Annotated in this window: 12 protein-coding genes; 1 reads left to right on the plus strand and 11 read right to left on the minus strand. The window is 64.3% G+C overall.

What is annotated here, in order from left to right:
- Positions 1-58 precede the first annotated feature (58 nt).
- Positions 59-943: a nitrogenase iron protein gene (gene nifH / locus ALVIN_RS09355; RefSeq protein ID WP_012971078.1), complete on the minus strand. Its 885-nt coding sequence runs from the start codon at positions 941-943 to the stop codon at positions 59-61.
- Positions 944-1,123: 180 nt separating this feature from the next.
- Here nifH and ALVIN_RS09360 point away from each other — a divergent pair, with 180 nt between their 5' ends.
- A complete protein-coding gene (locus ALVIN_RS09360; RefSeq protein WP_012971079.1) occupies positions 1,124-1,978 on the plus strand; it encodes an NAD(+)--dinitrogen-reductase ADP-D-ribosyltransferase in 855 nt (284 codons plus the stop codon).
- A 28-nt stretch (positions 1,979-2,006) separates the two neighbouring features.
- Here the strand turns inward: ALVIN_RS09360 and ALVIN_RS09365 are convergent, their stop codons facing one another.
- The 10 genes from ALVIN_RS09365 to fabD form a co-directional block, all read right to left on the minus strand.
- Complete coding sequence (locus tag ALVIN_RS09365; RefSeq protein WP_012971080.1) at positions 2,007-3,662, minus strand: methyl-accepting chemotaxis protein; 1,656 nt, start codon at positions 3,660-3,662, stop codon at positions 2,007-2,009.
- A 48-nt stretch (positions 3,663-3,710) separates the two neighbouring features.
- Entirely contained in the window at positions 3,711-4,079 is a 369-nt protein-coding gene (locus tag ALVIN_RS09370) for a PilZ domain-containing protein (protein WP_012971081.1), read from the minus strand.
- Positions 4,076-5,083 carry a DNA polymerase III subunit delta' gene (gene holB, locus ALVIN_RS09375; protein WP_223295198.1) on the minus strand — a complete coding sequence of 336 codons (1,008 nt, stop codon included), beginning with the start codon at positions 5,081-5,083 and terminating at the stop codon, positions 4,076-4,078. Before holB ends, ALVIN_RS09370 begins: the two co-directional genes overlap by 4 nt.
- A 68-nt stretch (positions 5,084-5,151) precedes the next feature.
- On the minus strand, positions 5,152-5,799 hold the full coding sequence (gene tmk, locus ALVIN_RS09380; protein WP_012971083.1) for a dTMP kinase: 648 nt from the start codon (positions 5,797-5,799) through the stop codon (positions 5,152-5,154).
- The gene (mltG, locus tag ALVIN_RS09385) at positions 5,799-6,818 is read right to left on the minus strand and encodes an endolytic transglycosylase MltG (protein ID WP_043796192.1); all 1,020 of its coding nucleotides are present in this window, start codon (positions 6,816-6,818) and stop codon (positions 5,799-5,801) included. Before mltG ends, tmk begins: the two co-directional genes overlap by 1 nt.
- 8 nt (positions 6,819-6,826) lie before the next feature.
- Positions 6,827-7,681 (minus strand): aminodeoxychorismate lyase, encoded by an 855-nt coding sequence (gene pabC / locus ALVIN_RS09390; RefSeq protein WP_012971085.1) that lies wholly within the window; start codon positions 7,679-7,681, stop codon positions 6,827-6,829.
- A gap of 56 nt (positions 7,682-7,737) precedes the next feature.
- A complete protein-coding gene (gene fabF, locus ALVIN_RS09395; protein ID WP_012971086.1) occupies positions 7,738-8,976 on the minus strand; it encodes a beta-ketoacyl-ACP synthase II in 1,239 nt (412 codons plus the stop codon).
- A gap of 111 nt (positions 8,977-9,087) precedes the next feature.
- Complete coding sequence (acpP, locus tag ALVIN_RS09400; protein ID WP_012971087.1) at positions 9,088-9,324, minus strand: acyl carrier protein; 237 nt, start codon at positions 9,322-9,324, stop codon at positions 9,088-9,090.
- 154 nt (positions 9,325-9,478) lie between these two features.
- The gene (gene fabG, locus ALVIN_RS09405; protein ID WP_012971088.1) at positions 9,479-10,219 is read right to left on the minus strand and encodes a 3-oxoacyl-ACP reductase FabG; all 741 of its coding nucleotides are present in this window, start codon (positions 10,217-10,219) and stop codon (positions 9,479-9,481) included.
- Positions 10,212-11,156, minus strand: coding sequence for an ACP S-malonyltransferase (gene fabD / locus ALVIN_RS09410; protein WP_012971089.1), 945 nt, complete (start codon positions 11,154-11,156; stop codon positions 10,212-10,214). Before fabD ends, fabG begins: the two co-directional genes overlap by 8 nt.
- Positions 11,157-11,219: the final 63 nt, after the last annotated feature.

The following is an 11,219-nucleotide window of genomic DNA, read 5'->3' on the forward strand; positions in this document are numbered from 1 at the left end:
CGCGGACTCCCGGCTTGAAATTCGATCGTGTTGGAGTTCAGTGTTCGCCCGGCTCGCTTCAAGCGACAGCGGCTTCCTCGGCGGCGGTCTTGCCGATGATGCTCTCGTCCTCGCCGTCCATGAGGCCGAATTCCATCAGCAGGTCTTCGAGCGCATCCATCGAGATCGGCGTGGGCACGACGAACATCTTGTTGTCGATGATCTTGTTGGCCAGGGCGCGGTACTCGTCGGCCTGCTTGCACTTGGGGTCGTACTCGATGACCGTCATGCGGCGGATCTCGGCGCGCTGCACCACGTTGTCACGCGGCACGAAGTGGATCATCTGGGTGCCGAGCTGACGGGCCAGCTCCATGATCAGTTCGTCTTCGCGGGCGGTGTTGCGGCTGTTGCAGATCAGACCGGCCAGACGCACGCCGCCGGAGCTGGCGTACTTGACGATGCCCTTGGCGATGTTGTTGGCGGCGAACATGGCCATCATCTCGCCGGAGCAGACGATGTAGATCTCCTGGGCCTTGTTCTCGCGGATCGGCATGGCGAATCCGCCGCAGACCACGTCGCCGAGTACGTCGTAGAACACGAAGTCCAGATCGGCCTCGTAAGCGCCTTCTTCTTCCAGGAAGTTGATGGCGGTGATGACGCCGCGACCGGCGCAACCCACACCCGGCTCAGGACCGCCGGACTCGACGCACTTGATGTTGCCGTAGCCGACCTTGAGCACATCTTCCAGTTCGAGGTCTTCGACCGAACCGGCTTCGGCGGCCATCTCCATGATGGTATTCTGTGCCTTGGAGTGCAGGATCAGACGGGTCGAGTCGGCTTTGGGGTCACAGCCGACGATCATGACCTTCTTGCCCAGCTCGGCCAGACCGGCCACCAGATTCTGGGTGGTGGTGGACTTGCCGATACCGCCTTTGCCGTAGATGGCGCATTGACGCATTGCCATGGTGATTTTCCTCTTGGTTCGCTGTGGCTGGGATCGAATGAGTGACTCACTCGCCAGCAACTAAAGCAGATGCCATGCCAATGTCTGAAAATAATATAAAATCCTGATTTGATTGCGCTTTTGTCAGGCGACCCCCGCCGTTCGTGATGGTCGCATCCACGACAAAGCCTTAGGGGCTGTATGGAGACCGACAGACAAATCCGACACGACGAGCCGCCGCCGCCCACGCTCCCGCCCAGTGCCCGCCAGCCGATCAATCGCTGCAACCTGCCGGCGGTGATCCTCGGCAGTCTCAGCTTCCAGCGTCATCCGGTGGCGCTGGAGATCGACGGCATCCGCGATCTGCACGCCGGGCTGTTCCGGATGCTCGACGGCCTGCCGGACGCGACCGAGCGCGCCCAGCGTTTCATGGACTACATGACGGTGTGGTTCCTGCTCGAAGAGCCGGAGGAAGCGGGGTCGATGCCGGGCCGTAAGAAACCGGCACGGATCAAGGCCAACTATCGGCGGCTGGTGCGCGGCTGGTCGTTCGATTCGGATGGACGCGAGGGCGCGGTGCTCAAGCGCTGGGTGGAGAGCCGCTTTGGGCTGCTGGCGCGTCATCACGCCGGATCGCTGCTGGAGCGCGGCGGGGAGTGTTATCAGCGCTATCTGTATGAGGGTTCACGCGGTCTCTATGCGACCAACGCGCTGGAGTCACAGCTCGATCTGCTCTATGCCTACTGCCAGTACGAACTGGCGCGCGCGCATCCTGAACAGAGCCATGTCCGGCTCTATCGCGGCATCAACCGCATCGACGAGCATGAGATCCTGGAACGCGCCGAGCGCTCGCGCTATCGGGTGCTGCTCAACAATCTCAACAGCTTCACCCGCGAGCGTGAGCGCGCCGACGAGTTCGGCGACTACATCCTGGAGGTGGAGGTGCCCCTGGCCAAGGTCTTCTGCTACAACCAGCTCCTGCCGGGCCTGCTCAGGGGCGAGGATGAATATGTGGTGATCGGCGGGGTGTACGAGGTGCGGATCAGTACGCTGTGAAATTCCGCAAGCGCATGGTCGTCTAGGTCTAGACCCGGAACCGCCCCACCACAGATTGCAGTTCGGCCGCTAGGCGCGCCAGCTCTTCACTGGCTCGGGCGACCTGATCCGAACCCGAGGAGGTCTGCTCCACGGAATGAGCGATGTTGGTGATGTTGCGATTGATCTCCTCGGTCACGGCCGACTGCTGTTCGGCGGCGCTGGCGATCTGCGCATTCATATCGCTGATGTTGTTCACCGCACTGGAAATGGTCTGCAGGGACTGACCGGCCTTGTCCGCCCGAATCACGCTGTCCCGCGCCTTACCTCGTCCATCCTCCATCACCGTGACGGCGCCGGCCGCGCTGCCTTGCAGGCGCTCGATCATCTCCTGGATCTCCTTGGCGGAACTCTGGGTCCGGCTGGCCAGGGTACGGACTTCGTCGGCCACCACGGCAAAGCCGTGTCCCTGCTCACCAGCCCGGGCTGCCTCAATGGCCGCGTTGAGGGCCAGCAGGTTGGTCTGTTCGGCGATGCTACGGATCACTTCCAGCACCTTTCCGATGTTCTCGCTGTCCTCAGACAACCTGCCGATCACCTGGGTGGCGCTTTCCACCTGATTGGCCAGATCCTCGATGGAGCGGATGGTCTGCTGCACCACCGCTTCGCCGGAAACGGCCTCTGCCTGGGTGCTGGAGGCCGCTTGAGCGGCTTCGGCCGCGTTGCGGGCCACGTCCTGAACCGTGGTGGCCATCTCGTTCATGGCTGTGGCGACCTGTTCGGTTTCCGAATGCTGGCGGCGCACCTGTTCCGAGGTCTGATCCGTGGTCGCGTAAAGCTGCTCCGCCGCCGCCGCGACCTGCGAGGAGGTCGAACTCACCTGCCTGACCAGGCGATGAATTTTGTCTGCGAAGGCATTGAAGGCCTGTACCAGGTCGCCAAGTTCGTTGTGGCCACTGGCCTTGAGGCGCCGGGTAAGATCCCCTTCCCCTTGGGCGATTTCGCGCAATGTGTCTGCAACCTGGCGCACCGGATTGATGATCATCCGGGACAGGAAAAACGAGGCTATAAAGCCCAGACCGATCACCACCACCAAGCCCAGGCTGAGTTGCCCCAGCATCTGCCTGACACCCCGGCCGACGATGGTGTCGATCTGCTCCCTGGAAATGCCCAGGAACAGGATGCCGATCACCTCACCCGAAGCATCGAGGATCGGATCGTAGACGGTGAGGTAAGGAGCACCCAGGATCCATGCTTCGCCGATATAGCGCTGTCCGGCCGAAACCGGTGCAAAGGCGGCGCTGTCCCGCCCCAATACCGTACCCACCGCCCGCCGGCCATCCGGCAGACGGATACTGGTGCTGACACGGGTGAAGTCGCCGCCTTCGCGTACAAATAACGTGGCCAAAACCCCCAGTTCCCGGCTCAGGGTATCCACCAGATCGAAGTGATCGGCCACCGGCTGTTGCCGACCATTCACCAGAGCGCCGTTGTGCAGGCGCAGCCCGCCCCATTCGCAGGCCAGACGTGCGCGCGCCGAGGCGATATCCCCCTCGATCTTCATGCGCAGGGTGTGATCCGCCATAGTGTTGGCCATGCGCATGGCACTGTGTCGCGAGAGCGTCAGCAGACTCAGGCCGACGACGAGAATCAGCAGGATGGTAAAACCCGTAAGACGCGTGCGGATAGTCAGATCGTTCAACACGATGAGCCTCCGAAAGCGAAAAAACTGCCTGGATGCGGCCGGGTGAAACTAGAGGGTATGAGTCGGACGTTCGGAAGCGAGCGCGCCAGCCAGATATTCCTCGATCTTACGCCGGGTGGCCCCCTTATCCTGATCGTTGAACTGCACGCCGACCCCGACGGCGCGGTTGCCCTCGGCACCGGTCGGCGTGATCCAGATCACGCGCCCGGCGACCGGGATACGATCGGGTTCGTCCATCAGCTGGAGCAGCAGAAAGATCTCGTCGCCGAGCTGATAGCTCTTGTTGGTGGGGATGAAGAGTCCGCCATTCTTGATGAAAGGCATGTAAGAGGCGTAGAGGGCGCTCTTGTCCTTGATGGCGAAGCTCAGGATGCGTTGTTGACCACCGAGTCCGCCCAGTGGATTGGAAGTGCTCATCCGCTCGATCCTCCAGTCCCGGTTCGTGCCGACTGGCCGATCCGCGCCCAGTCGAGGGCCAGGGATTCCAGCAGCAACTGTTGATTGAGATTGCTCTCGCCCAGCGCGCGCGTTTCCAGTATCCGCTTGAGAAAACGGTGCGCCGCCGCCGGATCGAGCCGTTGCGCCAGCGCCGCCAAGTCGTCCTGTCGATCCGGGTGATCGAGCCGGGGCGGTGTGGCGCAGACACCCAGGCGCAGCAGATCTCCCATGATGCCGGCGAGCCAGTCAAGGATACGGCCGGCGCCGATCTCGTTCCAGCGTCCGGCGATCGTGACCGGATCGCCACGTCCGCGTGCGATCTCCAGCAATCCATCCAGACACTGGCCGCGTTGTTCCAGCCGTGCGCTGTCGGCCGCTTCGGCGAGCGCGCGCAATGGGGCGCCATGCGCCAAACGCAGACGCAACGGCCAGTCGGCACGCGGCGCGCGCGACGCCAGCCAGCTCAGCGCCTGGGCTTCATCCGGGATGGGGACGGGAATCAGCAGACAGCGACTGCGAATGGTCGCCGGCAGACGCCCGATACGTTCGCCGATCAGACAGAGGACGGTATGCCCGGTCGGTTCCTCCAGCGTTTTGAGCAGCGCATTGGCGGCGGCCTGATTGAGTCGGTCGGCCGGATCGATCAGGACGACCTTGAAGAGCGCCCGGCTCGGGGTCAGGGATTCGCGCTCGGCGAACAGCCGCACGGCATCGATCGGGATCTCGCCCGACTTGCTCTCCGGGTCCGGGCCGACCTCGATCAGATCCGGATGGCTGCCGGCGGCCAGCAGCCGGCAGTCGGCACACTGGCCGCAGGCCAGGCCCTGGGCGCTTGGGGTCTGACACAGCAGCGACTGGGCCAGTGCACGGGCCAGCGCACGCTTGCCGACCCCATTCGGCCCCGAGATCAGCAGCCCATGTGCCAGCCGATCAGCGGCACGCGCGGCTTGCAGCCGCGACCAGATCGCGTCGGTCCAGGGCAAGGGAACGTCGAATGGTCGTGGCGACGGCGCGGCAGATTTCGATGGAGCGGATTCGGCGCGCGTCGCACTCACGGGCGCGACTCCAGCGAATCGACGAAGGCGTTCAGTTCGGCGGCGACAGCGCGCGTCACCGCTTCGAGCGATGCCGTGGCGTCGATCACGCGATAGCGCTCCGGATTGGCCCTCGCCCGTTCGAGATAGACCGCGCGTGCCGTCTCGAAGAAGCGCCGGGTCTCGGACTCGAACCGATCGGTCTGGCCGGCGCGCGACTTGGCGCGTCCCAGCCCCAGTTCGGGCGGCAGGTCGAAGACGAGCGTCAGATCCGGTCGCAGATCGCCCTGCACCAGATCCTCGAGCAGGGCGATGCGCGCCGGATCGATCCCGCGCCCGCCGCCCTGATAGGCATAGGTGGCATCGGTGAAACGGTCGCAGAGCACCCAGCCGCCCGCCGCGAGCGCGGGGCGGATGCATCTGTCCAGATGGTCGGCACGCGCGGCGAACATCAGCAGCAGCTCGGTCGTCTCGCTCATGCCCTGGTTGTCCGGGTCGAGCAGCAGCGCGCGCAGACGCTCGGCGAGCGCAGAACCGCCCGGCTCGCGGGTGGTAAGCACGTTCAGCCCGCGCGCGCGCAACAGCTCGGCCAGGGGCGCGATCTGGGTCGACTTGCCCGCGCCTTCGATGCCTTCGAGCGTGATGAAGCGTCCGTGTCCGTCCATCAGTCACCCCGGTTCAGGATATAGCGACGCACCGCCCGGTTGTGCTCGTCGAGCGTGCGCGAAAAAACATGACTGCCATCACCCTTGGCGACGAAATACAGCTCATCACCGGCTTCAGGATTGAGCGCCGCGCGGATCGCTTCGCGTCCGACCAGCGCGATGGGCGTGGGCGGCAGACCAGCGATGACATAGGTATTGTAGGGTGTCGCCTCGCGCAGATCGGCACGGCGGATGTTGCCGTCGTAACGCTCACCCATCCCATAGATGACGGTCGGATCAGTCTGGAGCCGCATGCCGCGCTGGAGGCGACGGGTGAAGACACCGGCGATACGCGCGCGCTCGCCGGCCAGCCCGGTTTCCTTCTCGATGATCGAAGCCAGGATCAGGGCTTCATAGGGTGTCGTGATCGGTAGGTTCGGCGCACGCTTCTCCCATTCCTCGGCCAGAATCCGGTCCATCCGGGCGAGCGAGCGCTTGAGGATGTCGAGCGCGCTGGTCTGGCGTGGGAAGCGATAGGTATCCGGGAAGAACAGTCCCTCGGGATGCTCCTCGGGACGTCCGATCTGGGCCATGATCTCGGCATCGGACAGCTCCGAAAGCTTGGCGCCACGGCCGAAGACCTCGTGACTGTCGAGCGCCGCCAGTGCCTGCCGGAAGGTCCAGCCCTCGACCAGGGTGAGACTGTATTCGACCACCCGGCCCGAGGTGAGCTGTTCCAGGACGCGCGGCGGCGTCATGTCGCGCGTGAGTGCATATTCACCCGCCTTGAGCCGCCCCTGATCGCCCTGGAGATAGGCCAGCGCGATGAAATAGGTCGGACGCTCGATCAGTCCCTGCTCGTGCAGACGCTTGGCCAGGGTGCGCAATGACGTCCCGCGCGGTACGTCGAACAGGACACGCTCCTCCCCCACCTGGATCGGCGTCGACAGGAAACAGCGATAGTCGCGCCATAACGCCCCAGCGAGAAAGCCGGCGACGAGGACGACGAGCATGAGCAGTGCGGCGATACGTTTCGACATCGGGTCGATCATCCCGGCATACAGGCGGCCCGATACAGCCGATCGAGCAGATTCCAAGGAAGTTGAGACACATCGAACCGGTGTCCGCCCAGCTCGCGCACAGGCCAGACGCCGATGATCGAATTGGTCAGAAAGAGTCCGCGTGCCTGATCGAGCGCGGCGCGATCGAGGCGCGTGACCAGACAATCGATCCCCAGACGCGCCGCGAGTTCCAGCGTCAGACCGCGCACGGTGCCGGCGATGCCGCCACGATCGACCGGCGGCGTCATCAGACAGCGACCATCCCACAGGAAGACATTGGTCATGGTGCCGCCGACCAGCACGCCGGTCGATTCGAACATGAGTCCCTCGGCGATGGCCGGATCGTTCCATTCGGCGCGCGCCAGGACCGAGTCCAGACGGTTGAGATGCTTGATGCCGGCGAGTACCGGATTGATCGAGACGGGTGTCTGACAGTAGCGCACGGCCACGCCCTGACGCCAGTCACGCCCCGGCGCGGACGGCAAGGGATAGGTCAGGAGCAGACGCCGGGGCACGGCTGGCATCGGCGGCGCATACCCACGTCCGCCCTCGCCGCGCGAGAGGATCAGCTTCAGGATGCCTTCGCGCTGTCCCCAGGTCACGTCGGCGGCCTCGGCGGCGAGCAGAGCGGTGTCGGGCATGTCGATGCCGAGACGCTCCGCGCCCAGGATCAGCCGATCCATGTGGCGCTGCCACTGGCAGGGATAGCCGGCGGCGAGGCGGATGGTCTCGAACAGACCATCCCCGTAGTGCAGCGCCCGGTCGAGAATCGAGAACCGATCACCAGGCCGGCCATCGATCAAGACCCGAGACGGGGCGCCGATTCCTGGCGTCGTGGCCATGTCGCGCGCCCTGCCCGACCGGTCTCCCTGGTCCCGGTCTCCAGACGGAGACCGGATCAGAGACGCCGGAAGATGAGCGTCCCGTTGGTGCCGCCGAAACCGAACGAGTTGGACATCGCCACATCGATCGTCATCTGACGCGCCGTATTGGGAACGCAGTCGAGATCGCAATCCGGGTCCGGGGTGTGATAGTTGATGGTCGGCGGCGCGACCTGATCGCGGATGGCCAGGATGGTGAAGATGGCCTCGGCGCCACCGGCCGCGCCCAGCATGTGCCCGGTCATGGACTTGGTCGAGCTGACCGCGAGCTTGTAGGCATAGTCACCGAAGGCACGCTTCACGGCACGCGTCTCGGCCACATCGCCGGCCGGCGTCGAGGTACCGTGCGCGTTGATGTACTGGACTTGCTCGGTGTTCAGGCCGCCATCGTTCAGCGCCATGCGCATACATTCGGAGGCGCCCTCACCATCTTCCGAGGGTGCCGTCATGTGATAGGCGTCGGAGTTCATACCGACACCGACCAGTTCGGCATAGATGGTCGCGCCGCGCGCCTTGGCGTGCTCGTACTCTTCGAGCACCACGACACCGGCACCGTCGCTGAGCACGAAGCCGTCACGATCCTTGTCGAACGGACGGCTGGCCGCCTCGGGATCGTCGTTGCGGGTCGAGAGGGCGCGCGCGGCGGCAAAGCCACCGAGACCGACCGGCGAGGTCGCCATCTCAGCACCACCGGCCAGCATCACGTCGACATAGCCGTGACGGATCATGATCGCCGCCTCGCCGATGTTGTGCGTGCCGGTCGCGCAGGCCGAGACGATCGAATAATTGGGACCTTTGAGGCCGAACTTGATCGAGAGGTTGCCGGCCACCATGTTGACGATGTTGGCGGGCACGAAGAAGGGCGAAATGCGACGCGGACCCTTCTCGCGATAGACCTCGTAGTTGTTCTCGATGCCGGTGATACCACCGATACCGGACCCGATGGCCACGCCGATGCGCCGACAGTTGGACTCGTTGACCTCCAGTCCGGAATCGGCGATGGCCTGACAGCCGGCCGCCAAGCCGTAATGGATGAACTTGTCCATCTTCTTGGCGTCCTTCTCCGAGACGTAGTCGCTCGGATCGAAGCCATAGATCGGACCGCCGAAGCGGGTGCTGAACGGGGCGATATCGAAATGGGTGATCGGTTTGATTCCGCTCTTTCCGGCGAGGATGTTGTCCCACGCGGACTTGACGTCCAGACCAACCGGTGCCACGAGGCCCAATCCGGTGACTACTACCCTTCTGCCTGCCATCACTTACCTCTATCGTCGTTCAGAACGCCACGTTCGACGAGCCCATGCTGCGCCCTCGTTTCAAGGCCGAAGCCTGGCGCCTGGCGTTAAATCTATCCGCTCGACCTGATCTCAGGCCTGGTGCGCGTTGATGTAGTCGATGGCCTGTTGGACCGTGGTGATCTTCTCGGCGTCTTCGTCCGGAATCTCGGTCTCGAACTCCTCTTCGAGGGCCATGACCAGTTCCACGGTGTCGAGCGAGTCCGCTCCCAGATCGTCGACGAAGGACGCCTCTGGGTTGACTTCTTCTTCCTTCACACCCAGCTGGTCCACCACGATTTTGCGAACTCGATCTTCAACGCTGCTCATAGGATTGATTCCTCTCGAATGACAAAAATTGGCCCCAGTGGGCCGGGGTGTATTCTAGTGACAAACAAGATGCGATGAAAGCCGAGATCGCGATCGATTGAAGACATTCAACATCTTGTTTTGAAACGAATAACAAAGAAACACCAACAAGCGATCACACCATGTGCATGCCGCCATTGACATGCAGGGTCTCGCCTGTGATGTAGGCACCGCCCGGCGAGGCCAGAAAGACCACTGCGCTGGCAATCTCTTCCGGCTGGCCGAGCCGCCCGAGCGGGATGGCGCCGAGCAGGGTCTGGCGGTGCGCCTCGGGCAGTTCCTTGGTCATGTCGGTGTCGATGAAGCCGGGCGCAACACAGTTGACCGTGATCCCGCGCGAGCCGACTTCACGTGCCAGCGACTTGGTGAAGCCCATCATACCGGCCTTGGCGGCGGCATAGTTGGTCTGACCGGCGTTGCCCATCGACCCGACGACCGAGGCGATATTGATGATGCGACCCTTGCGCGCCTTGGTCATGGCACGCAGACAGCCCTTGGAGAGCCGATAGAGCGAAGTCAGGTTGGTGTCGATGACCGCGTCCCACTCCTCGTCCTTCATGCGCATCAGCAGGTTGTCGCGGGTGATGCCGGCGTTGTTGACCAGGATGCTCGGCGCGCCGAGACGCTCGGTGATCTGAGCCAGGGTCGCCTCGACGGAGGCCGGGTCGGAGACGTTCAGCACCAGACCCAGGCCCTGATGGCCGGCGCCGGTCAGCGCCTGTTCGATGGCCTGAGCACCGGATTCAGTGGTGGCGGTGCCGACGACCGTGGCGCCCTGCTCGGCCAGCGCCATGGCGATGGCCCGTCCGATTCCACGCGAAGCGCCAGTGACCAGCGCGATTTCACCCTTAAGCATTCGAGGTTGCCTCCAGTGCCGCCTCCAGCGTCTTCGGATCGAAGACCGGCAGCGTCGTCAGATTGTCAGCGATGCGTTTGTTCAACCCGGTCAGCACCTTGCCCGGACCGCATTCGAGCGCGGTGGTCACGCCCTGCGCGGCGACGGATGCGACCGTCTCGACCCAGCGTACCGGGCTGTAGAGCTGCTCGACCAGCCGGCGGCGCAGCGACTCGACGTCCTCGGCCGGAGCGACGTTGACGTTATGAATCACAGTCACGCTCGGCACGGCCAGCGCCACATCGGCCAGACGTTCGGCCAGGCGGTCGGCCGCCGGGCGCATCAGGGCGCAGTGTGACGGCACGCTCACCGGCAGCGGCAGCGCGCGCTTGGCGCCGGCCGCCTTGGCGGCGTCGATGGCGCGTGCAACGGCAGCGGCCGAACCGGCGATCACGACCTGACCGGGCGAGTTGAAATTGACGGCGGACAGCACTTCGCCCTGGGCCTGTTCGGCACAGAGGGCCACGACCTGCGCGTCCTCCAGTCCGAGCACGGCGGCCATGGCACCCTCGCCCGCCGGCACGGCTTCCTGCATGAAGCGCGCGCGATCGGCGGCGAGCCGGATGCCGTCGGCGAAGCTTAGTGCACCGGCGGCAACCAGCGCTGCATACTCGCCGAGACTGTGCCCGGCCATCACGGTCGCCGGACGACCGCCGGACTGCTGCCAGACGCGCCATACGGCAACACCCGCAGCGAGCATCGCCGGCTGGGTGTTCTCGGTGCGATCCAGATCCTCCTTTGGCCCCTGGCCGACCAGCGACCAGAGATCGCGCCCGAGCGCGTCGGAGGCTTCCTCGAAGGTGTGCTTGACACTCGAATGGGACTCGGCGAGCGCGTCGAGCATGCCGACCGCTTGCGAACCCTGACCGGGAAAGAAGACAGCGAGTTGTTGCGTCATGGGGCTTGCAGAATCGTTCAGTGGTCGATGGTCATGAGCCGGGCGCCTGCACTCGGCTCAAGG

The organism is Allochromatium vinosum DSM 180, from assembly GCF_000025485.1.
GTDB classification, from domain to species: Bacteria; Pseudomonadota; Gammaproteobacteria; order Chromatiales; family Chromatiaceae; genus Thermochromatium; species Thermochromatium vinosum.

Bases quoted from the DNA above. Each gene is read 5' to 3' on its own strand.
- nifH (WP_012971078.1), bottom strand. From the start codon at position 943: ATGGCAATGCGTCAATGCGCCATCTACGGCAAAGGCGGTATCGGCAAG.
- ALVIN_RS09360 (WP_012971079.1), top strand. From the start codon at position 1,124: ATGGAGACCGACAGACAAATCCGACACGACGAGCCGCCGCCGCCCACG.
- ALVIN_RS09370 (WP_012971081.1), bottom strand. From the start codon at position 4,079: ATGAGCACTTCCAATCCACTGGGCGGACTCGGTGGTCAACAACGCATC.
- tmk (WP_012971083.1), bottom strand. From the start codon at position 5,799: ATGGACGGACACGGACGCTTCATCACGCTCGAAGGCATCGAAGGCGCG.
- mltG (WP_043796192.1), bottom strand. From the start codon at position 6,818: ATGTCGAAACGTATCGCCGCACTGCTCATGCTCGTCGTCCTCGTCGCC.
- pabC (WP_012971085.1), bottom strand. From the start codon at position 7,681: ATGGCCACGACGCCAGGAATCGGCGCCCCGTCTCGGGTCTTGATCGAT.
- fabF (WP_012971086.1), bottom strand. From the start codon at position 8,976: ATGGCAGGCAGAAGGGTAGTAGTCACCGGATTGGGCCTCGTGGCACCG.
- acpP (WP_012971087.1), bottom strand. From the start codon at position 9,324: ATGAGCAGCGTTGAAGATCGAGTTCGCAAAATCGTGGTGGACCAGCTG.
- fabG (WP_012971088.1), bottom strand. From the start codon at position 10,219: ATGCTTAAGGGTGAAATCGCGCTGGTCACTGGCGCTTCGCGTGGAATC.
- fabD (WP_012971089.1), bottom strand. From the start codon at position 11,156: ATGACGCAACAACTCGCTGTCTTCTTTCCCGGTCAGGGTTCGCAAGCG.